The sequence below is a fragment of the Nakamurella sp. genome (assembly GCF_048594475.1).
Taxonomy (GTDB): domain Bacteria; phylum Actinomycetota; class Actinomycetes; order Mycobacteriales; family Nakamurellaceae; genus Nakamurella.
Genome location: NZ_JBMDXT010000505.1, coordinates 1 through 26,477, shown reverse-complemented (window position 1 = coordinate 26,477; position 26,477 = coordinate 1). Strand labels below are relative to the sequence as shown.

Genomic DNA, 26,477 nt, shown 5'->3' with positions numbered 1-26,477 from the left:
TCGGCGTATTCGTCGACCTTGGACGAGAACAGGGCCATCAGGTACTTCCAGGCCTTGGTGAAGGGATTCGCCATGATGATGTCCTCTCGCCAGTTGCACGCTCCCGCGCCCCCGCACGTTCGCGGTGTAACTCATCGTTCCAGGTCGGCCGCCGAGGTTCCACCCACCGCGATCAACCCGGGGATCAATTCGGGCAGCCCCCGGACCGCCCGGCCCGGCGTCTCGGGGTTCCCCCGGAGCCGCACCCCCGTTCCGCCGGGCCCGGTCCCGCCGGCCCCCGGTGCCGCCCGGGCCGCCGCCGGAACCCGTTCGGAGCAGGCCGGACCGCCCGCTTGGTTACAGTGGCGGTCCGCGCCCGACGTCCGGTTCGCCGGTCCCGCCCCCACGGCGCGGGCGCACCCGGGACAGGAGGCCTCATGACGTCACGCCACGGATCGGGCACCGGTGGTCGGCGGATCGCTCCGTGGATCATCGTCACCGCGGTCGCCGTCGTGGTCGTCGTCGGCCTCGTGATCGGCTTCGTCCTGATCACCCGGGACGACCGGAGCGAGGCCACCTGCACCAACCAGGTCGTGCTGCAGGTCGTCGTCTCGCCGTCCGCAGCGCCGTCGATCGAGGCCGCCGCGGCCGCCTTCGACGCGACCGCCCCGGTCGCCCGGTCGGCGTGCGTCACCACCGATGTGACCACCATGGCCGGGCCCGATGCGGCCGCGGCCCTGGCGGAGGGCTGGGTCGGCCAGCCGAGCCAGGCACCCGCGCTGTGGTTCCCGGACAGTGCCGCCGACCTGACGACGCTCGAGGCGACCGACTCCGCGATGACGGCCGGCCGCAACGTCGCCCCGAGGGCGACCTCGCCGGTGGTTCTGGCGATGAGCGCGGCGAACGCGGGAGCGGTGTCGGCCGCCGGGCTGCAGTGGAAGGACCTGCCGGGCGCGGCCGGGGCCACGGGGTCGCTCACCCTGCCCGACGGCGGGCATCTGATCCTGGCCCTTCCCGATCCCACCACCAACCGGGCGACCAGCGACGCCCTGCAGTCGGTCGTCGCCGGGCTCACCGGCGCCTCCGTCGATCCGGCGGCGGTCACCGCGAACGCCCCGGCGCTGGCCGCGCTCGCCTCAGGCGGGCCCGCGACCCCGCCGACCACCACCTCCGACGCACTGGACGACCTGGTCTCCGGCGGCGCCGGGTTCGCCGCCGTTCCGGTGATCGCCTCCGATTTCGCCCAGGTCCAGGGGCAGAGCCAGGGTCTGGCGACCGTCTCGCCCGGTGGGGCGGCCGTCGGCGACCAGATCTTCGCGGTGCCGGTCACCGCGTCCTGGGTCGATCCGACCGCCAACGCGGCGGCCAGTGCCTTCCTGGCGTACCTGCGCGGGCCGGCCGGCACCCAGGCCTTCACCGACCACGGCCTGCAGGTCGGGACTTCCGGCTCCGTCCCACTCCCGGATGCGGGTGCCGCCGTCGCCACGGCCCTGGCCGGCGCGATCGGCGGCGCCGGCACGTCCTCGGCCCCGGCGGCGCCGGCCCCGCCGGCGGACGCACCGAGCGGGACCGCCGACCCGGGCGCGGCGACGCCGGCACCGACCGCCCCGTCCTCCTGATCCGCGCGCCGGATCCGGACGCCGTCCGGGACGCCCGTCACCCCGGAGCGAGAGGCAGCGGCGCATCGCCACGGCCGAGCAGGGTGGCGGTCAGCCGTTGCGGTCCGACCACCCGCACCCGGCACGCGCCGTCGCCCGCCCCGTCCACCCCGACCGCCAATCGGCCGTCCGCCGTCGGGTCGGGCATCGCCGTCAACCGGCCGACCAGATCACGGCACCCGTCCGGGGTCGGCGTCGTTCCGGCCCGCGCGACGGCGAACACCTGCTCGTCGTGCGGGTCACGGCAGGACACCCGCTGGTCCGAGCCGGTCGATCGGCAGAGGCCGAACGGGGCGGGTGCGGGACGGTCGGCCATCGAGTCCAGGTACGACCCGCGGTACGGCTCCAACGCCGGAGCGACCACCGCGCACACCGCCCACCCGTCCGGCGCCGACCCGCCGACGACCGCCAGGAAGCGCTGCACCTCCACCGGGGCCCAGGCCCCGGTGGCGGCGGACACCTGCCAGCGCAGGTGCTCCCGGTAGCTCTCGGCGACCCCGCCGCACCAGCCGACGGCCGCCGCGGTCCGCGCACCGGGGTCGAGGCCGGGCGGGTCCCGCCGGAAGGCGGCCACCTCGCCGGCGTGCGTCCCGGCACACCGGCCGAAGACCACGGCGGACTCGTCGATCACCACGACACCCGGCCCCGCGTCCCCGACGGCGGCGGGGACGTCCGGAGCGGCCGGACCGGTGAGAGCGGCCACGCAGTCGCCGACCGCGGGCACGGCGACGGTCCGGGCGGTCGCCGGCGTCCCGGCGATCCGCTGCCCGTCCCGGCGAGCGACGATCGGCACGCTGAGCACGACCGCCAGCACCAGACCGGCGCCCACCAGCCGGCGCCGGTCGATCCGCGGTGCGGTCACGACGCGAACGGCAACGGCCGGTCGCCGATGCCGGTGACCAGCCCGGTGAGCGGCCGCCCGTCCGCCGACACCACGAAACAGCCCAGGGTGGAGGGGTTTCCACTCCACCGGCTCGCGAGCCCGCCCATCCGGTCGGCCACGAAGGTCAGCTGCCCGCCGCGCGCCGGGTCGGCGGTCTCCATCACCCGGGCGGCCACCCTCCGGCAGGAGGCCACGATGTCCGCGGACGCGCTCGGCCCGTACGGACCGGTCCAGCCGGTGGCGACGAGCTGGGCGGTGTGCGGGGCCGCGCAGTCGCCCGGACCGCCGAACCGGCCGGACGCGTCGGGGGTCCAGCACGAGCCGAAACCGGCCGGCAGCGCGCCGATCCCGAACGAGGCGTTCAGGCTGCCCCGGTAGTCCTGGCCACCGGACGGAGCGATCGCGCACGCCGACCAGGCCCGGCCCGCCCGGCGTTCCAGGTCGGTCGGGACGACGAGAAAGGCCTGGTAGGCCAGGGTCGGCCGCCAGGAGACCGGTTCGACCAGCCAGGGTTCGGCGGCACCGGTCGACGTGGCGTCCAGGGTCAGCCCGGCGTACTGCGCGAGCGGCGGGTAGCAGGGCCCGGCCCGGCGCGAGCGAGGGGCGTCGACCAGCGCGGACTCGTCCGGCCAGAACGCGACCACCTCGGCGGCGATCGCGCCGGCGCACGAGCCGAGCAGCAGCCGGTCCATCGACACCTGCGGGGGCGACTGGCCCTGGTCGGTGCCGACCGCCGGCAGCCGGACGACGCAGTCGCCGACGGCCGGCGGAACCGGCAGCGAGACGGCCACCGGGGTGCCGACCGACCGGATTCCGGACAGCGCGGGGACGACCATCACCGCCGCGAGGGCGACGACGACCAGGGCAACACCGACCAGGCGCCGGTCCATGACCCCACCGTAACCGCGCCGTGATCGATCGGCCGGGGCCGAGCGCCGGCGAGGGCGCCGGCCGCGGGCCCGGCGTCAGACGTAGGCCTCCGGCGACGGGCAGGAGCAGACCAGGTTCCGGTCGCCGAAGGCGCCGTCGATCCGGCCGACCGGCGGGAAGTACTTGTGCGCCGGCGACACCCCGGCCGGGAAGACGCCCTCGGCCCGCGAGTACGGGTGCGACCAGTCGCCGGCCAGCTCCGCCGCGGTGTGCGGGGCACCGCGCAGCGGGTTGTCGGTCACCGGCCACTCCCCGGCCGCGACCCGGTCGATCTCGCCCTTGATCGCGATCATCGCGTCGCAGAACCGGTCGATCTCGGCCAGGTCCTCGCTCTCGGTCGGCTCCACCATCAACGTGCCGGCCACCGGGAACGACATGGTGGGCGCGTGGAAGCCGTAGTCGGCCAGCCGCTTGGCCACGTCGTCGACCGTCACGCCGACCGCCGAGGTGATCGGCCGCAGGTCCAGGATGCACTCGTGCGCGACGAACCCGCCCGCCCCGGTGTAGAGGACGGGGTAGTGCTCGTCCAGCCGGCGGGCGATGTAGTTGGCCGCGGCGACGGCGGTCAGGGTGGCCCGGCGCAGCCCGGCCGCACCCATCATCCGCACGTAGGCCCAGCTGATCGGCAGGATGGAGGCGGAGCCGAACGGAGCGGCCGCGATCGCCCCGATCCCGGTGTCCGGGCCGGCGCCGGCCACCAGCGGATGGTTGGGCAGGTAGGGCGCCAGGTGCGCGGCGACCGCGACCGGACCGACCCCGGGGCCGCCGCCGCCGTGCGGGATGCAGAACGTCTTGTGCAGGTTCAGGTGCGAGACGTCGCCGCCGAACACCCCCGGCCGGGCCACGCCGACCAGCGCGTTGAGGTTGGCCCCGTCGACGTAGACCTGACCCCCGGCGGCGTGCACCAGATCCGCCAGCTCGGTGATGGTGTCCTCGTAGACGCCGTGCGTCGACGGGTAGGTCACCATGATCGCGGCCAGTTCGGCGGCGTGCTTGTCGATCTTGGCCCGCAGGTCGGCCATATCGATGTCACCGGTTGTCGCCGTCGCCACCACGACGACCCGCATGCCGGCCATGACCGCGGACGCCGCGTTGGTGCCGTGGGCGGAGGCCGGGATCAGGCAGACGGTGCGGTTCTCGTCACCGTTCGCGCGGTGGTACGCCCGGATGGCCAGCAGCCCGGCGAGCTCACCCTGCGACCCGGCGTTGGGCTGCAGGGAGACCGCGGCATAACCGGTGATCTCGCACAGCCACGCCGACAGGGACTCGATCAGCTCGCGGTAGCCGGCGGTGTCCTCGGCCGGCGCGAACGGATGGATGCCGGCGAACTCGGGCCAGGTCACCGCCTCCATCTCGGTCGTGGCGTTCAGCTTCATCGTGCAGGAGCCGAGCGGGATCATCGACCGGTCCAGGGCCAGGTCCATGTCCGAGAGCCGCCGCAGGTAGCGCAGCATGGCGGTCTCGCTGCGGTGGGCGTGGAACACCGGATGCGTCAGGTACTCCGAGGTGCGGGCGGCCCAGGCCGGCAGGGCCGTGGCCGGCTCCGCCCACCGCGGCGCGACCCCGAACGACTCCAGCACCGCGGCCAGCTGTTCCGGCGTGGTCGACTCGCCCACGCTGACCTGCACGGCGTCCGCGCCGTCGGCCCACAGGTTGATGCCACGGTCCCGAGCGGCGGCGAGCACCGCGCTCGCGCCGCCGGGCACCGCGACCCGGACGGTGTCGAAGAAGTGGTCGTGCTCGACGGTCAGGCCACCGGCCCGCAGGGCGTCGGCGAGCACCGCGGCGTCGGCGTGCACCCGCTGCGCGATCCGGCGCAGCCCGTCCGGGCCGTGGTAGACCGCGTACATCGAGGCCATCACGGCCAGCAGCACCTGCGCCGTGCAGATGTTGCTGGTCGCCTTCTCGCGGCGGATGTGCTGCTCGCGGGTCTGCAGCGCCAACCGGTAGGCCGGCGCCCCGGAGGCGTCCTTGGACACGCCGACCAGCCTGCCGGGCAGCTGGCGCTGCACGTCGGCGCGGACCGCCATGAACCCGGCGTGCGGGCCGCCGAAGCCGATCGGGACGCCGAACCGTTGGGCCGAGCCGACGGCGACGTCCGCGCCGATCTCGCCGGGCGGGGTGAGCAGGGTGAGCGCGAGCAGGTCGGTCGCGACGACGACCTTGGCCTCGCGCTGGTGGGCGGCGGCGACGAGCGCGCGCTGGTCGCGGATCGCCCCCGACGCCCCCGGGTAGGACAGCAGCAGGCCGAAGAAGTCGCCCACCGGCAGGTCCTCGACCCCGCGGGTGAGGTCGGCCACCACCACCTCGATGCCGATCGGTTCGGCGCGGGTCCGGATGACGGCGATCGTCTGCGGCAGGGTGTCGGCGTCCACCACGAAGCGGTTGGACTTGGAACGCGCGGTCCGCCGGATCAGCGTCATCGCCTCGGCGGCCGCGGTGCCCTCGTCGAGCATGGAGGCGTTCGCGATGTCCAGGCCGGTCAGGTCGGCGACCGCGGTCTGGAAGTTCAGCAGTGCCTCGAGCCGGCCCTGCGAGATCTCCGGCTGGTACGGCGTGTACGCCGTGTACCAGGCCGGGTTCTCCAGCACGTTCCGCTTGATCACGCCCGGGGTGACGGTCTCGTGGTAGCCGAGGCCGATCATCTGCACCATCGGCCGGTTCCGGCCGGCCAATTCGCGCAGTTCGGCCAGGGTGCGCGCCTCGGACGCGGGCGCGGGCAGATCCAGCGCCCGATCGTCCCGGATGGTCGCCGGCACGGCCGCGCCGGCGAGGGCGTCCAGATCGCGCTGGTCGAGCAGTTCCAGGATGGTCCGCAGGCCGTCGGCGTCCGGCCCGATGTGCCGGTCGGCGAAGGTCGCGCTGATCGCGCCGGTCGCCGGGGCGTCGGCGGCCGGTGCGGGGATCGAGGGGGGCGTCGCGGCAGTCGTCATGAGGGTCACCTTCCCGTTGGGCCGAGAATCCGCCTCCCCCTCAGTCGCCCGGCGACGGCGCGCCGGACTCCAGAGGTGTCTCACCCCGGCGGTTCGGTGGCCTGAGAGATTGGCGGGGAGGCTTGCTCCTTCGGCGGCCCGGCGCGCGTGGTGACCTGTCAGGTGCGGCCGGACACTCTCCCGCAGGGGGTCGGTGACGCTCCGAGATTACCAGCGGCGGCCCCGCCCGGGGCCCGCCGCGGTCAGCAGGTGACGGTCGCCTCATCGGGCGCGAGGCCGGCGACCATCTGCTTGACGTACTGGCCGCCGGCATCGGACATCCCGCAGGCGCCCGTCGCCGCTGCGAACGGCCCGTAGTACACCGCGTAGATGGCGTTGCCGTCCTGTTGCCGCACCAGGGCGCCGCAGGAGGCGTCGGTCCGCAGGTAGGACGAGCCGGGGTGGGCGGCCAGCATGGTGCCGATCTCCTCGCGGTACGTCGCCGGGTCGGTGGCCGAATGGATGAGGGACAGGTAGGAGCCGTTGCACGGCACGTTGGCGATGGCCACGGTCAGGCCCAGATCACCGGATCCGCGCGGCGGCGGGGCCGCGGTCCGGGTGACCGTCTGCTCGACCGTGCTGGTCACCACCGTGGTGGCCGGCGGGGTCGGGGCCGGTGTGGGGCCCGGCGTGGGGGCCGGGGACGGCCCCGACGGGATCGTCCCGGGGCCCGATCCCGCGACCGCGGTCGGCGCGACCCCACCGCCGTCGGCGCTACCCGCGTCGCCGGCCAGGCGCCACACGAGCAGCCCGGCCACGAGCGCGACCACGACGACGCCCGCCGCCGCGACCAGCCAGACCGTCGCCGACCCGCGGCGAGCGGGGGGTCCGGCGGGCGGGACGGGCCCGGCGGCGGGCGGGGCGAACCGGGGCGGCGGCGGCGGACCGCTGGGCGGCGCCGGCAATCCCGACGGCGCCGACCGCGCCGGCGACACGGGCCGGGCGGACCACCCGTCGCCGATCACCGGCGCGGCCGGTCCCCCGCCCGACCGACCGGACGGGGGGACCGCACCGAGCCGGGTCGGCGCCAGTGACGGGTCGGTGGCCGGACCGCCCGCCCCGTCCGGGACCCGCGCCGTCGGGCCGCCCGGCGGCTCCTCCACCCCGGGCCGGGTCACGCCCACCCCGGGTGGTCGCACGGTGCCGTGGACCGCCAGCGTCGCGGCCCGGGCCAGTTCCCCGGTGCTCGGGTACCGGTCCGCCGGATCCTTGGCCATGCCGATCGCGATGACCCGGTCCAGCGCCGGGGGGACGTCGGGCCGGAGGGCGCCGGCCCGCGGCGGCGGGGCCTCCAGGTGCGCGTGCATCAACCCGGGCAGTCCGTCGCCGGGGTACGGTCGCTGCCCGGTCAGGCACTCGTACAGCACGCAGGCCAGCGAGTAGACGTCGGTGCGCGCGTCGACCTCGCCGCGGCCGGTGAACCGCTCCGGCGCCATGTAGTCCAGCGTGCCGATGGTGGCGCCGGTGGCGGTCAGCGCCTGACCGCTGGTGGACATGCCGAACACGTGCGCGATCCCGAAGTCGACGAGGTAGACGAAATCCTGCCGGGTGATCAGCAGATTGGTCGGTTTGACGTCCCGGTGGACCAGGTTGTCCGCATGGGCCGCGTCGAGGGCCTCCGCGGCCTGCGCGATGAAGGACACCGTGCGGGTCAGGGGCAGCGGGCCGTCCTGCGCGATCACCTGGCCCAGGTCGCGACCGCGCACCAGCCGCATGTCCAGGTAGAGACGGCCGTCGATGGCGCCGTAGCGGTGGATGGGGATGACGTGCGGGTCGGACAACCGGGCCGCGGCGAACGACTCGCGGCGAAAACGTTCGACGAACCCCTCGTCGCGGATCAACGCCTCGGGCAGCAGCTTGAGCGCCACCACCCGGTTCTGCTCGCGGTCGAAGGCCTCGTAGACCTCGCCCATGCCGCCGCGGCCGACGAGTCCGCGCAGCTCGTACGGGCCGAAGTGGGCCGGCGATCCGGCGGTCGCGCCGCTGCCCGGGTCACCTCGGGTGTCGCTGCCGGTGTCGCCGCCGGTGTCGCTGCCAGTGTCCATGGGCCGGAATCCCCCCGGGGTGGTGACCGATCGGTGCCGGCCGGACCGCCTGGGCGGCCCGGACCCCCGACCAGCGCCTGCGAAGGCCGAGTATACGAAGAGTCGGGATCGACGGGCCGATCGCCGACGGGCGGTCCGCCGTCAGGAGGACCGGACCCCGTGGTCCGATACGCCCGGTAGTCGTGTGCCCGTCGGTCCGTCGGACGTCAGTGGGCGACGCGAACCCGGCCGGCCACCCGGCGCACCGCCGCGGGCACCTGGACCCGAAGCGACGCCCCGGTGGACCGGGCGGCCAGGACGGCCGCCCCGACCGCGGCGAGCAGGCAGATCGCGCCGGAGACGACCAGCGCGGCGGGCGCGCCCCACTGCTGGGTGATGGCGCCGACGATCGGCGAGCCGATCGGCGTGCCGCCCATGAAGACCAGCATGTACAGGCTCATCACGCGGCCGCGCAGCTCGGGCGAGCTGGACAGCTGGACGGTCGCGTTGCCCAGGGTGTTGAAGGTGACCGAGACGAACCCGACGACGACGAGCAGCACCAGGAACGCCCAGAACCACGGCGTCAGGCCGAGCACGATCAGGCCCAGGCCGAAGGCGGCGGCGGCGGTGAACAGCACGGTCAGGTTGGCCGAGGTCCGGCGGGCGGCGACCAGCGCGCCGGTGACCGAGCCCGCGGCCATCGCCGTGTTGAGCAGGCCGTACAGGTCGGCCCCGGAGTTGAAGACGTTCTGGGTGTAAGCGGACAGGATGATCGCGAAGTTGTAGCCGAAGGTCCCCACGAAGAACACCAGCACGATCGGCCAGAGCAGGATCGGGTTGGCGCGCACGTACCGCAGGCCCTCCCGCAGCTGGCCTCGGGCCCGGGTGGCGTGCGGGAGGCGCTGCAGCTCGGCGGGTCGCATCATCAGCAGCGCGACCAGGACGGCGACGAAGCTGAGCGCGTTGAAGGCGAAGGCCCAGCCGATCCCGACCGCGGCGATGAGCACGCCGGCCACGGCCGGCCCGAGCATGCGGGCCAGCTGGAAGTTGCCGGAGTTGAGCCCGACCGCGTTGCGCACCAGATCGGTGGGGACCATCTCGTTCACGAAGGTCTGCCGGGTCGGGTTGTCCACCACGGTGGCCAGGCCCAGCCCCAGCGCGATGAGGTACACCTGCCAGACCTGCACGGCGCCGGTCAGGGTGAGCACGGTCAGCAGCACGGCCAGTGCGCCCATCGACGCCTGGGTGATCAGCAGCAACCGGCGCTTGGGGTACCGGTCGGCGATGAGCCCGCCCCACAGGCCGAACAGCAGCATGGGCAGGAACTGCAGCGCCGTGGTGATGCCGACGGCCAGGGGCGAATGGGTCAGCTCCAGCACCAGCCAGTCCTGCGCGATCCGCTGCATCCAGGTGCCGGTGTTGGACACGATCTGGCCGGCGAAGAACAGCCGGTAGTTGCGCACGCGCAACGCGGCGAAGGTGCTCGGCCGGGTGGTCGGAGTCGCCGCGTCCGGGCGCGCAGCGGTGCCGTCGGAGGTCGCCGACCGCGCCCGGGTCACGGCCGTCGAGGGCCCGGGCCCGTCACCGGACGTGGCGGGCCCCGGCTCGATAGCGGGCCCCGGCTCGATAGCGGGCCGCGGGTCGGACGTCGGGCGCGGGTCGGAGGCGGACCGCGGGCCGGTCGCGGGACCGGTCCGGTCCGCATCACCGGAGCGCCGGGTGGCCCCCGCGGCCGACGCCCCGGCGCACGGCGCGCCGGAACCGCCCCGCCGGCCCGGGCGGCCCGTCGTCGTGGCGCGGCCGTCGGGCCGCCGGCCGTGGCCGAGTCGGATCGTCATGGCTGGTCGGCCAACCGGTCGAGCAGCGGGGCGGCGGCCAGCAGGGCGGCCCGTTCGTCCGGGGACAGCTCGGCCATCTGCCGGGCGAGCCACGCGGTGCGGCGCCGGCGGGTCTCGGCCGCGAAGGCCTCCCCCGCATCGGTCCGGGAGATCAGGCACTGCCGCCCGTCGGTCGGGTGCGGCTCCCGGCGCACGAGACCGCGAGTCTCCAATCCCTCGATGACCTTGGTCATGGACGGTGGGCGCACGTGCTCGGCCCGGGCCAGCGCGCTCGGGGCCATCGGTCCGCACCGCCCGATCCGGCCGAGGACGGCCAGCTCGGTGGCGGACAGGTCCCCATCGCCCAGGGTCTGGTAGCGCAGCCGACGACCCAGCCGCAGCACGGCGCCCCGCAGGGCGGCCACTGCCTCGAGGTCCTGGTCGTCGGTCATGTGATTAGTTTACCTCATTAGTTCTGCGAACGAAAGGCGCGGGCGGCACCGACCCCGGAAACGACGAAACCCGGCCCGCCGGAGGGCGGGCCGGGTGCGGAAGGCCGGCGGCCGAGCAGGCTCAACGGATCGGGCGGTGCGGAGATTGGACGGTGCGGGGATCGGACGGTGCGGCGGGCCGGTCTCAGCCGGCGGTGCGGGCCCGGCGGCGTTCGGCCAGTTCGTCCCGCTCGACGGGGACCACCCGGTCGCCCTCCACCCGTTCCTGCGGGAACTCGGCGAGGGAACCGGTGATCTCCTTCATGGTGCCGCCGACGGCGATGCCGAAGACCCCCTGGCCGCCCTGCAGCAGGTCGACGATCTCCTCCGGCGACGTGCACTCGTACACGGTCGTGCCGTCGGAGAACAGGGTCACCCCGGCCAGGTCCTCGACCCCGCGCGCCCGGAGATGCTCGACCGCGACGCGGATGTTCTGCAGGGAGACGCCGGTGTCGAGCAACCGCTTGACCACCCGGAGCACCAGGATGTCCTTGAACGAGTAGAGCCGCTGGCTGCCGGACCCCTGTGCGCCGCGCACGGTCGGGACGACCAGCCCGGTGCGCGCCCAGTAGTCCAGCTGCCGGTAGGTGATCCCGGCGGCGGTGCAGGCGGTCGGCCCGCGGTACCCGATGTGGTCGTCCGGGAGCGACGTGTTCGGGAACAGCGCAGCCTGGTCCTGCTCGGCCATCCCGCCACCTCTCCTCGGAAGAACGTCGGATCGTTCCGACGAGTGCGACATCGACTGCAACAACTGCTCCAACGGCGACGACCGCGCCCGGGGGCGGCGATCGAGCCGGAATCACAACCACGTGACTCGTTGACGGTAGGCCCGAGCCCGGTCGGGGGTCAACGTCCGGGCGGGGCGTGTCCTGCAGCTGAGCTCGAGGGTTATCGCTTCGTGACCAACGGGCCCCGGGCGCAGCGGGTCAGGGCTTCTGTTCCCCGCCGAAGTCGTCCGGCGAGACCGAGTCCAGGAACTCCCGGAAGCGCTCCACCTCGTCCTCGGCGTCGCCGACCTCGTCCGCCTCGTCCGGGGTGTCCTCGTCGGCGTTCTCGGGGATCACGATGCCGGCCTCGGCCAGCACCGCTTCCTCCACGAAGACCGGGATGTCGACCCGGACGGCCAGCGCGATCGCGTCCGAGGGCCGGGCCGAGACGGTGGTGCCGTTGTCGAAGGCCAGCTCGCCGAAGAAGGTGCCCTCCCGGAAGTCGACCACCCGCACCTGGGTCACCGACCGGCCGAGGGCGGCGATGACGTTGCCGAGCAGGTCGTGGGTCAACGGACGGGGCGGGCGCACCCCCTGCTGATGCATCGCGATCGCGGTGGCCTCGGCGGAACCGATCAGGATCGGCAGGCTGCGCGGGCCGTTGACCTCGGTCAACATCAGGATCGGCTGCTGGGTCGGCATCTCGACCCGGACGCCGACGATGCGCATCTCGATCATCTCGGTGTGCCTTTCTCCGTCACGACGAAACGCTACACGCCCGACGTGGTCCGCCGCGCCGCCCGCGGGCGGCGCTCCGGCGGCGGCGCGGGCATCCGGAGAAGACCCGTCAACGGCCGAGATCTCGACGCAGGCCGGCCTTGACCAGCTGCGAGTGCAACCGCAGAACGGTGGCCGCCAGCTGCGCCGCCTCGGCCCCGGCCCGCTCCCGCGCGTCGGGGTCACGCTGCCGGGCCTGGGCGGACACGAGCTGCGTGATCAGGGTGGCCTCGCGGTCGGCCGCGGTGCGGAACGACCGCAGGTGGCGGGGTTCCAACCCGACGGCGAGCAGCTCGGCCGACATCGACGCGACGTGGGCGGCATCGGCGTCGAAGTAGCCGCCCGGGCCGGCGGTCAGCAGGCCGAACTGCTCGAGCTCGGCCAGCGACGTCGCGGACAGACCCGAGTGCGCGAGCAGCTCCGCGCGGGTCATCCGGACCTCGGCGCCGGAGGCGAACTCCCGCGGCGACGGCGCGTCGGCCGCCCGCAGCGCGGCCGGCATGCGGGCTTCCGGACGCGCCGGCTCCAGACCGCGGTCGATGGCGTCGAGGTGGTCCTTGATCACCTTCAGCGGCAGGTACTGATCGCGCTGGGCGGCCAGCACGTACCGCAGCCGACTCACGTCGGCAGCGCTGAACTGCCGGTAACCGGACGGCGTGCGATGCGGGGTGACCAGTCCCTCGGACTCCAGGAACCGGATCTTGGAGATGGTCACTTCGGGGAACTCCGGCTTGAGCCGGGCCTCGACGGCACCGATGGACAGCCGGGAGTTGGCCGGGGGATCGGACTCGGCTAATGACGTCGACATCGTGAACTCACCCGCACCCGTTCGCGATCGGCTGGCCGGACCCGGACACCGTCGCAACCGGCGAGCTGTCCCCCACTGCACCTGACGCCATCGGTCCGACCGGCAGACCGGCTTGCCTCATGACCTGGTGTCGCCCTGGGCCTGATCGCCCGAAAGGAACACCAGCCGGAACTTGCCGATCTGGACCTCGTCGCCATTGGTCAGCGGGGACACCTCGATGGGCTCGCGGTTGACATAGGTGCCGTTCAACGAACCTATATCGGCGACCTCGAATCCCTCGGCCGTCCGCCGGAACTCGGCGTGTCGGCGGGACACCGTCACGTCGTCCAGGAAGATGTCGCTCTCCGGGTGCCGGCCCGCGGTGACCTTGTCGCGGTCGAGCAGGAAGCGGGAGCCGGCGTTGGGCCCGCGCTTGACGACCAGCAGCGCGGTCCCCGACGACAGGCCGTCGACCCCGCCGATGACGTCGTCGGTGGTCTCGGGCTCGGGTGTCCCGAACAGACCGCCGGCGAAGATCGACGTCGAATCCGACGCACCCGACGCGGGCGTGGAACCGACCCCGCGCTCGCTCTCAGTCACCAGTCACTCCTTACCGATCATCGGTGGCCGCACGGCCGTTCGACGACGTTTCGTGTTCCGTCGACCGTACCGTGCCGGCCCGGAGTGTCGCAGCGCGGGCGCCGCTCAGCCCTCGCCGATCAGCTCCGCGTAGGCGTTGGGGTCGAGCAACTCGTCCAGCTGGGCCGGGTCGGAGAGCTCGATCTCGATCATCCAGCCGTCGCCGTAGGGGTCGCCGTTGACCAGTTCGGGGGCCGAGTCGAGGGCGTCGTTGCGGCCGACGACCGTGCCGGCCAGCGGCGCGAAGATCTCCGAGACGGACTTGGTCGACTCGACCTCGCCGATCGCGTCGCCGTTCTCGACGGTGGTGCCGGGTTCGGGCATCTGCACGAACACGATGTCCCCGAGCGAGTTCTGCGCATAGTCGGTGATGCCGATGCGGGCGACCGTGACGCCGTCGGTCGCCTCGCCTCCGTCCCGGGTGCGCACCCATTCGTGCTCGGAGCTGTACCGCAGGTCCTCAGGGATCACGGTGGACGGCCTTTCTGCTGCTGGGAGGGGGTGTCGGGGCGGTGCTCGGTCAGGAAGCGGGGCGAGCGTAGAGCGGTTCGCGGGGCTGCCGCAAGGCGTCGACGGTCACCGAGTCGGACTGGGTGACCTCCATCGTGCCGCCCGCCCGGCGCACGGTGTCCAGCACCCCGCCCGGGATGGCCAACGCGGCGGCGAGCGTCGGCGGATCGCCGACCGCGGTGATCGTGTACGGGGCGCTGAGCCGCTGCCCGTCCAGGGTGATCGCGCCGCCGGACCCGGTGAACGCGGAGTCCACCCCGATCCGCACCGGGCCGACCTGGAACGCCTCGGCCCCGGCGTTGCGCAGCTCCTGGATCGCGTCGAGTAGGACCTCCGGCGGCACCTTCCCGTCCGGATCGGCGATGACGATCGTCACGCCCGGGCCGGTGGCCGGCACCGTGCCGGTCAGGATGCCCAGCGCGGCGGACTGGCGCCGGGCCTCGGCCAGCGCCTCGGCGCTGGACTCGCCGCTGCGCTGCAACCGGCCCAGGCTGTCCTGCAATCCCGCGATCTCGGCGTTCAGGTCGGCCTCCCGGCGCTGCAGTTCGTCCAGGATCTGCACCAGGTCGTCCGGGCGGGCGGCGGCCAGCGTGTCGCCGGCGGCGGTGCGCTGCACCTGCAGCACCACGGCGAACCCGAGCAGCGCGCAGAGCGCGGCGATCAGCAGGTGGGCGCCCGAGCCGCTCCATCTGGATCGGGGCGGCGCTGCTTGGTCGGCCGGGGGCCCGGCGTCGGTCCGGTCGTCGCTCTGGCTGTCGGCCTGGTTGTCGGCCTGGTTGTCGGCCTGGCTGTCGGCCGGGGAACCGGCGCCGGACTCCGTCGGCCCGGCCCCGGCGGCGGGCCCGGGGCCCGGGTCGGCCGGCGCGGGTGCCGTCGGCGAGTCCGGATCGGTGGGGCCGGTGGGGACGGCGGCGTTCATGCCTTGAAGATGTGCCGGCGGATCGCGGCGGCGTTGCCGAAGATCCGGATGCCCAGCACGACGACCACGGCGGTGGACAGCTGGGTGCCCACGCCCAGCTGGTCGCCCAGGAACACGATGAACGCGGCGACCAGCACGTTGGCGACGAAGGAGACGACGAAGACCTTGGCGTCGAAGATGTTGTCCAGCTTGGCCCGCAGGCCGCCGAACACCGCGTCCAGCGCGGCCACCACGGCGATCGGCAGGTAGGGGGCCAGCCACTCGGGCACGGTCGGGTGCACCAGCAACCCGACGACCACTCCGACGATCAGCGCGATGACCGCGTACACCGTTCACTCCTTCTGTCGGTCCGGTCCGTCGAGCCGCCGGCCGGGGGCGGATCACTCGGGCTCACCGGTCGGGGCGGGCTCAGCCGGTCGGCGCGGCGGTCGTGGCCGGCTGTGCGTGCAACAGGTCGGGGGCGCTGCCCCCCGGCAGGCTCAGCGACTGCTCCGCGGTCTGGTCGAACTCTATTCCGTACAGCTGCGCGAAGGAGGAGAACCGGCCGAAGGACGGCCCGCCGATCAATTTCACCTGCATGGCCGCAGGGTCGCCGATCGCCTCCACCGACAGTGGCCAGAAGACCGGCCGGTTGTCGACCAGGATCGCGCCGCCGGCCTGCCGGATGGCGCTGCGGGTGTTGAGCCGGACGCCGCCGATGGCGATCGCCTCGGCACCGGCCGCCCACAGATCGTTGACCAGCAGCTGGATGTCACGGTCCAGGATCACGCTGCGGTCCCGGCCCTGGCCCTGCGCCTGCCCGGCCGGCGGCTGGTCGAGGGTGATGCGCAGCCCCGGCCCGGTGACCGGGGTGAGCTGGCCCTGGTTCTCCAGCGCCGTCACCTCCGCGACCGGCCCGGCCGCGCCGGCCGCGGCCTGGCTGCTGCGCAGCTGCTCGGCCAGCGACGTCGCCGACGCGGCCAGCTGCGACTGGCGTTCCTGGGCCGCCTGGATGTCGTCCAGCAGGGCGGCCCGGGTGTTCTCGGCCCGGGGGGCGTTGCTCTCGGTCCGCCAGGCGGCGACACCCAGGATGAGACCGGCGACCAGGCAGCCGGCCACCAGCGCCACCCGCCGGCGGGTGCGCGACGGCTCCCGCCGCGGCGGGCCGGATCGGCGTCGGGCGGCCGCCTCGGCGTACCCGGGGTCGAGGTGATCGGTGCCCAGGGACTCCAGGAGCGGGGCGACCGGGTTGCGGGTCGGTTGCTGCGCCATCACGACCGTCGCTGCGGGGCGGGCGGGCAGTGGCGGACGATCCAGCCGACCTGGCCGAGGTAGATCGCCCCGGCCCACAGGTACATCAGCGTGCCCCAGGCGATGAAGGCGTAGGCGATGGGCAGGCAGACCTGCCCGAGCACCGTGCCGCTGGTGCTCTGCCCGAGCAGCAGGAAGGGCAGCCCGTACAGCAGGCAGAACGTCGCCGCCTTGCCCAGGTAGTGCACCGGCAGCGCGGTGTACCCGTACCGCCGCAGGATCGGCAGGGTGGCCGCGAGCACCACGTCCCGCCCGATGATCAGCACCGCCACCCACCAGGGGATGAAGCCCCGGACGACGAATCCGACGAGGGCGGCCAGGATGTACAGCCGGTCCGCGGCGGGGTCGAGCAGCTCGCCGAGCCGGCTGTACTGGTTGAGCAGCCGCGCGAGCTTGCCGTCGGCCCAGTCGGTGATCGCGCTGACCGCCAGCACCACCAGCGCCCAGCCGTCGCTCTGCACGACCAGCAGCAAGTACAGGAACAGTGGCACCCCGAGCAGCCGCAGGAACGACAGCAGGTTGGGGACGGTCCAGATCCGGTCCCGGCCGGCGCCCGGGATGCCGGTCGCGGTCGGGGCGGGCTCGCCGGTCACGGTGCCTCCCTGCCTCGACCCGGGTCCTCCCGGTCTGCCGCCCGACGGCCTGCGTCGCGGTCGGCTCCGTCCGGCGCGCCGTCCTGATCCGGGCCGGGATTCTGCCGGGAGTCTACGGATGCTCGTCGGCCGACAGCCGCAACACCGCGTAGGCGGTGATCGTCGGCGCATCGAAGATGCGGCCGTCCGCCACCATCCGGCGGAACTCGGCCTCGGTGACGAACGCCTGCTCCATGTCCGCCTCGGTGATCTCCCGCCGATGCTCCCCGGGCGTCAGGTCGGTGGCGTGCCAGATGGCGAAACCCTGGGAGCAGAAGCCGGTCGAGCCGTGCAGCCGATGCCCCACGCGCCGCCAGGTCGCCGCCGTGAAGCCGGTCTCCTCCAGCAGCTCGTGCCGGGCCAGCTCGGCCGGGTCGCCGGACCCGCCGGGCGGCCAGCCGCCCATCGGGAACTCCCAGGAGCGCCGGCCGACGGCGTGCCGGAACTGCTCGACCAGGTGGAAGCCGCCGTTCTCCTCCGGGATGACGACCGCGTAGTCGTCGCGGTCGACGATGCCGTAGATGCCGGTCGAACCGTCGGCCAGGACCAGGGTGTCCTCGCGCACGCTCATCCACGGGTTGCGGTAGGCGGTGCGGGAGCCGAGGCGGACCGGTGGCTGGATCGATTCTGCGGACATGGCCAGCAGTATCTCCCGGCCGGTCGGCAAGAGCCGTGACCGGCTCTACGCTGTGCCGCGATGACGATCGATCCGCCCTTCGCGCACCTCGCCGGCCGGCTGGCGACCGGGCTGGCGCAGGTGGCCGATCTGCGGGCGGATCCGTCGGTGCTGGAGCGCGGTTGGTGGGTCGTGGTGGCCCGGTTCGAGGGTGAGCTGACCGGCTACCGGTTCGAGCGCGTCGTCCGGGCCCCGCTGCCGCCGGCCGCCGCGGCCTGGACCGGGCCGGCCGGCGCGTGGCATTCCAGCCTGGACCGGACAGCCTACCTGGACGGGGTGGCCCGGATCCGCGCGCACATCGCGGCCGGCGACGTCTACCAGGTCAACCTGTGCCGGATGCTCGGCGCGTCGCTGAGCCGGCCGGTCGACCCGCTGGCGCTGGCCCACCGGCTGGCCGCGGGCAATCCGGCGCCGCTGCAGGGGGTGTTGCACCTGGGCCGGGAGTGGATCGTCAGCGCGTCGCCGGAGCTCTTTTTGGCCCGGGACCCTCACCCCGACGGCGGGGGCGACGTGGTCGCCTCGTCCCCGATCAAGGGCACCACCCGTCCCGGGGAGCCGTTCGCGGACAAGGACTATCCCGAGAACATCATGATCACCGACTTGGTCCGCAACGACCTGGGCCGGATCGCGCGGCCCGGGTCGGTGGTGGTGACCGGGTTGCTGGCCCGGGAGGAGCACCCGGGGCTGGCGCACCTGGTCTCGACGGTGACGGCCCGGCCGGCCGCCGGGGTCGGCTGGGCGGAGCTGCTGGCCGCGACCTTCCCGCCCGGCTCGGTGACCGGCGCGCCGAAGATCCGGGCACTCGAGGTGATCGCCGAACTCGAACCCGTCCCCCGCGAGGTCTACTGCGGCGCGTTCGGGTTCGTCGACGGCGACCGGCGACGGGCCCGGCTGGCCGTGGCCATCCGGACCTTCTTCGGCGACGACGACCGGATCCGCTTCGGCACCGGCGCCGGCATCACCTACTCCTCCGACCCCGCCGCCGAATGGGACGAGACCGAACTCAAGGCCGCCCGCCTCATCGGCCTCACCCGCTGACCCGCCGCCACGCCCCGACTCTCCTGACCGCTGAAGCCCCGCCCCCCTCCCCTGACCGCGCGGATCAACAACCCCGGCGCGGATCAACTCGCCCCGAATGTGACCGGTGGGACGGTTGTCGACGACTTCGTCCGCGCGGGTGGTCGCCGGCGGGGCCCGACGCACGTCCGCGGCGGCCGGCGGCACGGCCGCGGCGTCCGCGGGCCAGGCGGAGGCGATCGTCGTCCGGACCACGGCGGTCCGCACGGTGCGGGCCGTCCTCAGCGGGCCGACCACGCCGGATCCCGCCCGGCCAGCCCCAGCACCCGGTGCAACGGCGGGGCGTCCGCGGGGACCGGAACGATCGGCCCGAACAGCCCGCCCCGGGTCTGCGGCTCGGTGCCGAAGGACTCGACGAACCCGCGGACGGCGCCCAGCAGATCGGGCTCGACGTCGAACGGCCGGCCGAGGGCGGCCGCCAGATCCCACCCGTGCAGCACGATCTCGTCCAGGGCGACGCTCCCGCCGACCTCGCCGGGCAGGGCGCCGCCGCCGGCCCGGGTCCCCCCGGTCCAGGCGGCGGGGCCCCGCCTGGCGCGGGCCAGGGCGGTCAGGTCGGCCGGGATCCGGGTGCGCCAGTCGGCGGGCAGGCGAGCGCCGTCGGGCTGCGGCGGCGAGTCGGTGAAGGCGCCGAGTTCCTTCCGGGCGGCGGCGGTGAACGCCAGCGCGAGGCCGCCGATGTGCTCGACGAGGTCGCCCACGGTGAAGTCGGGGCAGGGCGTCGGGTCGCCCAGCCGCTCGTCGGGAACCTGCCGCACCAGAGCGCCCAGGGTGTTGGCGGCCGGCATCAGGTCGAGGTCGGGCATGGCGGTCCTCCGGTCGGTCGACGTCGCGATGCCGGGCTGACCGTCCCGCCGTCCCGAACTCATCGCCCGACGATCGTCGGGCGTCATCGGGAGCGCCGGGCGGGCGCGCCCGCGTCACCCATCGACGGCCGCGGACCCGAGGCCGATCGGGCACCGCGGGCCGGGATCGGGCACCGTGGGCCGGGATCGGGCACGGCGGGCCGGCGTCGGGCACGGCGGGCCGGCCCGGAACGGCGAAACGCCTGCGCGGATGAAGTCGTCGACACCGGTCACACCGGTCCCAAACAAGGTGACTTCATCCGCGCAGGCGTTGTTGATCCGCGCGGCCCGGCCGCGCGAAGGAGGCCCCGCGGAGGAGGGCGCGCGAAGGAGGCCGCGCGAAGGAGGCGCGCGAGGTGGAGCGGGCGGGGCGGGGTCAGCCGCCCAGGACGGTCCCGTCGGCGATGGTGCCGGGCGCGCCGTCGGCGGGAACCGCGGCCACACCGACCGCGCGCACGTCGCGGCCGAAGGTCCAGTCGCCCTTGACGGTGAGCTTCTCGCAGTCGATCAGCGAGGGCGCGCCGTGCGGGAACCGGGCGTCGAAGTCGCCGACCAGCTTGTAGGGCTTGTCCAGCTCGACGAGCGGGGCCGCCGTGCGGGACGGGGCCAGCCGCACCTGCGCGCCGTCGACCAGCTCGTAGGCGTCGGACCGCAGCACCAGCAGGTCGCTGGTCGCCTTGACCGGCAGGAACCGGGAACGCGGCACCTCGATCGCGGCGGCGCCCTCGAACACGCCGATCGCCGCACCCATCGCGGTCTCGATCTGGATCACCTCGGGCGAGGTCGGATCGGCCGGGTCGACCGTCTTGACGTTGCGGATGATCGGCAGGCCGAGCACCCCGTCGTTGGCCTGCAGCACCGCGTCGAGCGCGACCAGGTCCAGCCAGAGGTTGTTGGTGTTGAAGAACTTGTGCCGCTCGATGTCGCCGAACGCCTCCTCGTCCTCCGGACGGGTCTGCGCGGACTCCCGCAGCACCAGCTGGCCGTCGGCCGCGCGGCGGGCCAGGTGGCCGCCCTTGCGGTCGGCCGCGGTGCGCCGGCAGAACTCGGCCGCGAACGGCGCACCCGACGCGGCGAACCAGGCGGCCAGCGCCGGATCGGGTCGGGCGCCCAGGTTGTCGGCGTTCGAGACGAACAGGTACCGGTAGCCCTTGGCCAGCAGCGCCTGCAGCAGGCCGCTGGCGTCCAGCGCGGTGTAGATGTCGCCGTGCCCGGGCGGGCACCACTCCAGCGACGGGTCGGCCGGCCAGCTGACCGGAGTCAGGTCGTCCGACCGGAGCTTGGGCTCACGGTTCTGCAGGAAATCCAGCGGCAGCCCGTCGGTCTCCAGGCCCGGGTGCGCGGCGAGCGCGGCCAGGGTGTCGTCGGAGGTCCGGAAGCTGTCCATGAAGACGACGGGCAGGCCGACGCCGTACTCGGTCCGCAGCGCCAGGATCTGCTCGGCGATGATGTCCAGGAAGCTTTTGCCCGGACGCACCTCCAGCAGCGACTTGGCCCGGTCCATCCCCATCGACGTGCCCAGGCCGCCGTTGAGCTTGACCACGGCGGTCGCCGCCATGGCCGCCTTCGCGGCCTCCGGGTCGGTCTCCAGGTCGGCCAGTCGCGGCAGTTCGGCGATCGGCTCGAGGTCCGGCTCCGGCAGCAGGCCGGTCTCGCCGGACGCGAGAATCTCGTATGAATGGGCAAAAACCGCGATCGCGCGCGGGTGAACGCCGCCCTGGGCCATCAGGCGGCGAGCAGATTCCAGTCCGTTACTCACCATGCGCAGATCGTATTGCCGCCGAACTTTGCGTGCGCGCGAAGAATGGTGGACGGCCACTGACGAACAATGCGCCCGCCGGTGACGGCGGGCGCATTGTCGCAGGTCACAACCGGGGTTGCTCAGGCCAGGGCGGCATCGAGGGTGATTGTTGTCCCAGTCAGCGCCTTGGAGATCGGGCAGCCGGCCTTCGCCGCTTCCGCCGCCTTGACGAATCCGTCATTGTCCAGGCCGTCGACCTGACCCCGGACGGTGATCTTGATGCCGGTCAGCCGGAAGCCACCGGCCGGATCCGGGCCCAGGGAAACGGCCGCCTCGGTGACCAGGCTGTTGACCGTGCCGCCGGCCTGGGTCAGCTCGTTGGACAGCGCCATCGAGAAGCAGGACGAGTGCGCGGCCGCGACCAGTTCCTCGGGGCTGGTGACGCCGCCGGCCTCGTCGGCCGCGCGGCGGGGGAAGGAGACGTCGAAGGTGCCGGTGCCGGAACTGGTCAGGGTGACCTGGCCGGAGCCGTCCTGCAGGCCGCCGCTCCATTGCGTGCTTGCCACACGAGTGGGCATGACATGACTCCTGTCGCGCTCGTGGCCCGCACCGCGGCGCGGAACCATCCTGGATGCCCGGCACGGTTCTCCCCGCCCCGGGACTGGCCAGGCTAGCGCAGTGTCGGACGGGCGTTCGGAAGCGGCCCGGACCCCGTCCGGTCAGGGCCGGAACGCCCGAAATGGGCCGCCGGACCCCGCCCGCGGCGGCGCCCGCGGGTCAGGTGAGCTGCCCCATCATGCGCACCACCTGGCGGACGGTCATGGTCGGCAGGTAGGCCCGCGAGATGGCCAGCCCGATCCGTGGCAGCACGGCCGCCTCCGGGTAGCACAGGTACATCGGCCGGTACTCGGGCTGGAACTTGGCCTTGAACCGCAGCAGGGACCGGAACCCGTAGACCGGCTCCATGGTGCCGCCGATCACCTGGAGCAGCCGCTGCACGCCGGCCTGGTCGTCGTCGGGGTGGGCCTGGGCCAGCGGCGCCCCGGACAGGCTCAGGAACTGCGCGCCCTGCGCCTGCAGGTCCAGCGCGGCGGTGCCGATGAGGAACTCCATGACGCCCTTGAAGCCGGCCGCATCGGTCCCGGTGCGCCGCCGCATGAAGTCCAGCGTCCAGCCGATCGGTTCGCCGTCGGAGTAGCACGGCATCCAGCTGGTCACGCCGTGGATGGTGCGTTCGGCGTCGACCGCGATCAGGCAGCGCACCGCGGGGTCCTCGAGCTCGTCCAGCCCGCCCAGCGTGAAGCCCATCTCCGGCAGCGCCTTGTCCGAGACCCACTCCTCGCTGATCACCTCGATCTGGTCCCGGATGGACAGCGGCGCGGTGCGGTAGGTGATCCATTCGGCGGTGATCCCGCTCTTGCCGGCCCGGCTGATGGCGGTGCGGATGTCCTGGAACTTCTTGCCGGTGAACGCCAGCGAGCCCAGCGGCAGCACGGTCTCCTCGGCCACCTGCAGGCTGGGCCAGCCGAACCCGTCGGTGACCTGCCGGACGGCGTCGGTGACGGAGTAGAGGCAGACCGTCCAGTGGCGGGCCCCGCAGAAGGCGATGAACTCCTCGATCACCGCGGGCAGCTCGGCCGGCGGGCCGACGGGGTCCCCGGTGGTGATCGCGACGCCGCCCTCCACCCGGTAGGCGACGAACGACCGCTCCCCCGTGGCGAACCAGTAGCTGTTGCCGTCCCACGTGGTCAGGTGGGACAGCGAGGACGTGCCGTACCGCTGCAGGATGCGCTGGGCGCGGGCCCGGTCGGCGTCGGCGGAGTCCACCCGCGCGGAGACGAAGCTGCGCAGCAGCCCGACCAGCACGACCGCCCAGACGGCCACCGGGATCCAGTCGGCCAGCAACCGGCCCAACCCGTTGGCCGGCTCGAAGGCCGGTTCGATGATCGACAGGTAGCCGGTGGGCAGCAGCCGGGTCGGGAAGTCGACGATCAGGTCGGTGATCCCGACGGGCGGGTCGAACTCGTCGGCGACCAGCCAGCCGAGCCCGACGAACACCGCCCACAGGCCCGCGACGAGCCCGGCCACGGTCAGCCCCAGCCGCCGGTACACCCCGGCCGGCGCCTCCACGGTGAAGGATCGCCGGGTGATCAGCAGCAGGCCGATGATCAGCACCGGCAGCAGCACGAGCGGGACCAGCCAGGCGACCCAGCTGGTGCCGTCGTTGATCAGATCGTTGTCCACGGCCCACTGGTAGTAGTCGACGGCGTAGAACGCGCCGACCGTCAGCAGCAGGGTGTGGAACAGCAGGGTGGCCCACCAGGCGAACCGCCGCCCGCGCCGCAGACCGGCGGCCAGCACCAGCACGATCAGCGCCGGCACCACCGAGAGCAGGATCTGGGCCAGGTCGCGATCGGTCCCGGCGTCGCCGTAGGCGCTGGGCCCGACATAGAGGTCGGCCAGGGCCGAGAGCGGGCCCTCGATCTCACCGGTGACCGCGATCAGGATGGGGCCGAGGGCGGTCGCGGCCAGGACGACGGCGACCAGCACCCGCGTCTCGTGCCGGGTCGCGTGCACGTGGATCCGGCGGTCGCCGCGATGGACGAACACCACGCCGGCCAGCAGGCCGATCAGCGCGGTGCTCAGCCGCAGCACGTCCTGCAGCTGACCGCCGTAGAGCAGGGCGACCAGGCAGAGCGTGAACACGCCGACCCGGATGCGGCGCCGCCAGAGCACGGTCGAGCCCGCGCTGTAGGCCATCAGCAGGCCGGCGACCAGCGGCGTGGCGCCGACCGCCGACCCGGAGGCCAGGTAGTCGGCCCACTGCCAGTCGAAGACCGCGTCGCACACGGCCACCGCCCCGAGCCCGGCGGCCACGCCGAGCACCTGGACCAGCAGCGCGATGCCGGCCATCCGGCCGCTGCCCCACCGCCGCTCGCACAGGGCGCCGACGACCAGCAGCGCGACCGTCACCAGCAGGTAGGTGACCAGGTCGTCGGCGAAGAGGGCCGACGTGACCGGGGTCCACCAGGCCCCGTCGGACAGCGTGGGCAGCCCGACGGCGACCACCTCGCGCAGCTCGTCCGATGGCCCGTGCAGCAGGCTCCCGCTGACCGCTCCCACGATCCAGATCGCCGCGACGAGCAGCACCGTCACCGGGGCGCGCCGGGCCCGGCCGGGCTGGCGCCACACCACGGCCGCCCAGGACCGCCAGCGCGCCCCGCCCGTCGGCGGGGCCGGCACCGTCGCCGGTGACGTCACGTCCTGCTCCTGTTCCTGTCTTCGATCGCCTTCGGTCGCGCGGGGCCGGCCCGGCGCGATCACGTGGAGGCGCGGATCACCAGCTCGGGCGGGAAGACGACCCGCTCGACGTCGGGCGTCCCGGCGAGCCCCGGCCGGCCGAGCCGGTCGAGCAGCAGCCGGCCGGCCGTCCGGGCCATCGTGGCCACCGGGTTCACCACCGTCGTCAGCGGGGGGTCGGTCACCGCGGCCACCGCGGAGTCGTCGTAGCCGATGACGGCGACGTCGCCGGGTACCTGCCGGTGCGCGGCCCGCAGCACGGCCAGGGCGCCGGCCGCCATCAGGTCGGAGGCGACGAAGACCGCGTCCAGATCGGGCTCGGCCGCCAGCAGGCGGCGCATGGCCGCGGCGCCCCCCGCGGTGGTGAAGTCGCCGTACTCGACGGCCCGGTCCGGCCGGCCGGCCCTGACCATCGCGGTCCGCCAGCCGATCAGCCGGTCCTCGGCGGCAGTCATGTCGGCCGGGCCCGCGACGGTGCCGATGCGCCGCCGGCCCCGGCCCAGCAGGTGCTCGGTGGCCAGTTCGCCGCCGAGCCGGTTGTCGGTGTCGACGTAACTGAGCTGATCGGGCAGGTGCCAGGGCCGACCCATCGAGACGCTGGGCAACCGGGAGTCGACCAGCGTTCGCTCCAGGTCGTCGGCCTGGTGGTGGGAGGCGATGACGGCGCCGTCCACGTGCCCGCTGCGCAGGTAGCGGACGGTGCGCTCGGGCGAGCCGCCCATCCTGGCCATCAGCAGCACCAGCTGCAGATCGGACTCGGCCAGGGCGTGCGACAGGCCCTGGATCGCGGCCCCGAAGAACGGGTCGGCGACGATCCGATCGTCCGGCTCGGGAATCACCAGCGCCACCGCGTTCGTCCGCTGGGTGACCAGGGTGCGGGCCGCCTGGTTCGGCGTGAACCCGAGCGCCAGCACGGCATCGGCCACGGCGGCGCGGGCCTGCGCGCTGACCTTGGCCTCGCCGTTGATCGCGCGGGACGCGGTCGACCGGGACACCCCGGCCGCGGCGGCGACGTCCTCGAGCGTCGGCTGACCCCGCCGCACGGCAATGTCGTTCATGTCCCGGTCCACCCCCCTGATCGAGCCGGTCATGGATCGCAGGGTAGTGCGCGGCCGCCATCCCGGCGGAGCAACGGGCCGGGTGCGGCCGGCGCCACCTGCCCCGGCGGCGGCTGTCAGGCCCCCTGGCGGCCGTCCGGCGCAGTCCCGTCGGGCACAATGATCGGCGCCGGTGACCGCACCGGAGCGGGCCGGACGGGGCAGGCGAGAGGAAACCAGCATGTGGACCACGACCTTCATCCTGGCCGGGTGCATCATCGTGCTCGGCGCCCTGGCGATGCTGGGAACCGACAGCTACAAGCGCCCGGTCACCGCGGTGCTGATGTTCCTGATCCTGCCGGTCATCGCGGCGGCCGGCTTCGCCACGCTGTCGAGCCTGTCCGGCTGACCCGGCCCGGCCCGGTTCATCCGGGCAGGTCGGCCACCCAGTCGGCGACGATCCGGGCGATCTCGTCGTAGCGCCGCGGGTCGTGCCCGCCGGGCAGCCGCACCGTGGTGACCGGGCCGGGAATCGCCGCCAGCTCCCGGTCGAACTCCGCCGGGGTGCCGAACGGGTCACCGGTCCCCGACACGACCAGCACCGGCACCTCGATCGCCGGGAAGTGCTCGGTCCGCAGGCGGTCCGGCTTTCCCGGCGGATGCAGCGGGTAGCTCAGCAGCACCAGGGCGGCGGCCGGCAGGCCCTGCGCCACGGCCATCGAGCACATCCGACCGCCGTACGACCGGCCGCCGAGCACCACCTGCGCCGGCCGCACGCCGGCCCGG

At 74.0% G+C, this 26,477-nt stretch carries 25 protein-coding genes and 1 riboswitch; of the genes, 3 read left to right on the top strand and 22 right to left on the bottom strand.

Annotation, left to right across the window (positions count from 1 at the left end; all coding sequences use genetic code 11):
* Positions 1-416 precede the first annotated feature (416 nt).
* Positions 417-1,598: a substrate-binding domain-containing protein gene (locus ACOJUF_RS22985; protein WP_420124138.1), complete on the top strand. Its 1,182-nt coding sequence runs from the start codon at positions 417-419 to the stop codon at positions 1,596-1,598.
* A gap of 37 nt (positions 1,599-1,635) precedes the next feature.
* On the opposite strand, the gene ACOJUF_RS22980 is transcribed toward ACOJUF_RS22985, so the two are convergent.
* The 16 genes from ACOJUF_RS22980 to ACOJUF_RS22905 all read right to left on the bottom strand — a co-directional run bounded on the left by ACOJUF_RS22980 (position 1,636) and on the right by ACOJUF_RS22905 (position 17,652).
* Positions 1,636-2,499 (bottom strand): hypothetical protein, encoded by an 864-nt coding sequence (locus ACOJUF_RS22980; protein WP_420124137.1) that lies wholly within the window; start codon positions 2,497-2,499, stop codon positions 1,636-1,638.
* Positions 2,496-3,410, bottom strand: a complete 915-nt coding sequence (locus ACOJUF_RS22975; protein WP_420124136.1) for a hypothetical protein — start codon at positions 3,408-3,410, stop codon at positions 2,496-2,498. The genes ACOJUF_RS22980 and ACOJUF_RS22975 overlap by 4 nt, the downstream gene beginning before the upstream one ends.
* A gap of 75 nt (positions 3,411-3,485) precedes the next feature.
* Positions 3,486-6,383 (bottom strand): aminomethyl-transferring glycine dehydrogenase, encoded by a 2,898-nt coding sequence (gene gcvP, locus ACOJUF_RS22970; RefSeq protein ID WP_420124135.1) that lies wholly within the window; start codon positions 6,381-6,383, stop codon positions 3,486-3,488.
* Positions 6,384-6,462: 79 nt separating this feature from the next.
* Positions 6,463-6,576, bottom strand: a riboswitch (glycine riboswitch).
* A gap of 49 nt (positions 6,577-6,625) precedes the next feature.
* Positions 6,626-8,467, bottom strand: coding sequence for a protein kinase domain-containing protein (locus ACOJUF_RS22965; RefSeq protein WP_420124134.1), 1,842 nt, complete (start codon positions 8,465-8,467; stop codon positions 6,626-6,628).
* 206 nt (positions 8,468-8,673) lie between these two features.
* Positions 8,674-10,005, bottom strand: coding sequence for an MFS transporter (locus tag ACOJUF_RS22960; protein WP_420124133.1), 1,332 nt, complete (start codon positions 10,003-10,005; stop codon positions 8,674-8,676).
* Between the two features lie 275 nt (positions 10,006-10,280).
* Positions 10,281-10,715, bottom strand: coding sequence for a MarR family winged helix-turn-helix transcriptional regulator (locus tag ACOJUF_RS22955; protein ID WP_420124132.1), 435 nt, complete (start codon positions 10,713-10,715; stop codon positions 10,281-10,283).
* A 184-nt stretch (positions 10,716-10,899) separates the two neighbouring features.
* Positions 10,900-11,442 (bottom strand): MerR family transcriptional regulator, encoded by a 543-nt coding sequence (locus ACOJUF_RS22950; RefSeq protein WP_420124131.1) that lies wholly within the window; start codon positions 11,440-11,442, stop codon positions 10,900-10,902.
* A 238-nt stretch (positions 11,443-11,680) separates the two neighbouring features.
* Positions 11,681-12,199 carry a bifunctional nuclease family protein gene (locus tag ACOJUF_RS22945; protein ID WP_420124130.1) on the bottom strand — a complete coding sequence of 173 codons (519 nt, stop codon included), beginning with the start codon at positions 12,197-12,199 and terminating at the stop codon, positions 11,681-11,683.
* A 109-nt stretch (positions 12,200-12,308) separates the two neighbouring features.
* The gene (locus tag ACOJUF_RS22940; RefSeq protein ID WP_420124129.1) at positions 12,309-13,046 is read right to left on the bottom strand and encodes a MerR family transcriptional regulator; all 738 of its coding nucleotides are present in this window, start codon (positions 13,044-13,046) and stop codon (positions 12,309-12,311) included.
* Positions 13,047-13,163: 117 nt separating this feature from the next.
* Complete coding sequence (locus tag ACOJUF_RS22935; protein WP_420124128.1) at positions 13,164-13,625, bottom strand: FHA domain-containing protein; 462 nt, start codon at positions 13,623-13,625, stop codon at positions 13,164-13,166.
* Between the two features lie 105 nt (positions 13,626-13,730).
* Positions 13,731-14,135, bottom strand: a complete 405-nt coding sequence (gcvH, locus tag ACOJUF_RS22930; RefSeq protein ID WP_420124127.1) for a glycine cleavage system protein GcvH — start codon at positions 14,133-14,135, stop codon at positions 13,731-13,733.
* Between the two features lie 49 nt (positions 14,136-14,184).
* Complete coding sequence (locus ACOJUF_RS22925) at positions 14,185-15,093, bottom strand: DUF881 domain-containing protein (RefSeq protein ID WP_420124126.1); 909 nt, start codon at positions 15,091-15,093, stop codon at positions 14,185-14,187.
* Positions 15,090-15,422 carry a small basic family protein gene (locus ACOJUF_RS22920; RefSeq protein ID WP_420124125.1) on the bottom strand — a complete coding sequence of 111 codons (333 nt, stop codon included), beginning with the start codon at positions 15,420-15,422 and terminating at the stop codon, positions 15,090-15,092. Before ACOJUF_RS22920 ends, ACOJUF_RS22925 begins: the two co-directional genes overlap by 4 nt.
* Positions 15,423-15,501: 79 nt before the next feature.
* The gene (locus ACOJUF_RS22915; RefSeq protein ID WP_420124124.1) at positions 15,502-16,344 is read right to left on the bottom strand and encodes a DUF881 domain-containing protein; all 843 of its coding nucleotides are present in this window, start codon (positions 16,342-16,344) and stop codon (positions 15,502-15,504) included.
* On the bottom strand, positions 16,344-16,976 hold the full coding sequence (locus ACOJUF_RS22910) for a CDP-alcohol phosphatidyltransferase family protein (protein ID WP_420124123.1): 633 nt from the start codon (positions 16,974-16,976) through the stop codon (positions 16,344-16,346). Before ACOJUF_RS22910 ends, ACOJUF_RS22915 begins: the two co-directional genes overlap by 1 nt.
* A gap of 112 nt (positions 16,977-17,088) precedes the next feature.
* A complete protein-coding gene (locus tag ACOJUF_RS22905; protein WP_420124122.1) occupies positions 17,089-17,652 on the bottom strand; it encodes an NUDIX domain-containing protein in 564 nt (187 codons plus the stop codon).
* Positions 17,653-17,712: 60 nt separating this feature from the next.
* On the opposite strand from ACOJUF_RS22905, the gene ACOJUF_RS22900 reads away from it, so the two are divergent.
* Positions 17,713-18,729 carry a chorismate-binding protein gene (locus tag ACOJUF_RS22900; protein ID WP_420124121.1) on the top strand — a complete coding sequence of 339 codons (1,017 nt, stop codon included), beginning with the start codon at positions 17,713-17,715 and terminating at the stop codon, positions 18,727-18,729.
* 260 nt (positions 18,730-18,989) lie between these two features.
* Here the strand turns inward: ACOJUF_RS22900 and ACOJUF_RS22895 are convergent, their stop codons facing one another.
* The 5 genes from ACOJUF_RS22895 to ACOJUF_RS22875 form a co-directional block, all read right to left on the bottom strand.
* Complete coding sequence (locus ACOJUF_RS22895; protein ID WP_420124139.1) at positions 18,990-19,574, bottom strand: TIGR03086 family metal-binding protein; 585 nt, start codon at positions 19,572-19,574, stop codon at positions 18,990-18,992.
* A gap of 415 nt (positions 19,575-19,989) precedes the next feature.
* The gene (locus ACOJUF_RS22890; RefSeq protein ID WP_420124120.1) at positions 19,990-21,375 is read right to left on the bottom strand and encodes a UTP--glucose-1-phosphate uridylyltransferase; all 1,386 of its coding nucleotides are present in this window, start codon (positions 21,373-21,375) and stop codon (positions 19,990-19,992) included.
* Between the two features lie 119 nt (positions 21,376-21,494).
* Entirely contained in the window at positions 21,495-21,932 is a 438-nt protein-coding gene (locus ACOJUF_RS22885) for an OsmC family peroxiredoxin (RefSeq protein WP_420124119.1), read from the bottom strand.
* A 199-nt stretch (positions 21,933-22,131) separates the two neighbouring features.
* Positions 22,132-24,615, bottom strand: a complete 2,484-nt coding sequence (locus ACOJUF_RS22880) for a bifunctional lysylphosphatidylglycerol flippase/synthetase MprF (protein WP_420124118.1) — start codon at positions 24,613-24,615, stop codon at positions 22,132-22,134.
* Positions 24,616-24,674: 59 nt separating this feature from the next.
* Complete coding sequence (locus ACOJUF_RS22875) at positions 24,675-25,745, bottom strand: LacI family DNA-binding transcriptional regulator (protein WP_420124117.1); 1,071 nt, start codon at positions 25,743-25,745, stop codon at positions 24,675-24,677.
* Positions 25,746-25,932: 187 nt separating this feature from the next.
* Here ACOJUF_RS22875 and ACOJUF_RS22870 point away from each other — a divergent pair, with 187 nt between their 5' ends.
* Positions 25,933-26,100, top strand: a complete 168-nt coding sequence (locus tag ACOJUF_RS22870) for a hypothetical protein (protein WP_420124116.1) — start codon at positions 25,933-25,935, stop codon at positions 26,098-26,100.
* Between the two features lie 16 nt (positions 26,101-26,116).
* On the opposite strand, the gene ACOJUF_RS22865 is transcribed toward ACOJUF_RS22870, so the two are convergent.
* The coding region (locus ACOJUF_RS22865) for an alpha/beta family hydrolase (RefSeq protein WP_420124115.1) at positions 26,117-26,477 on the bottom strand (361 nt) is incomplete at its 5' end.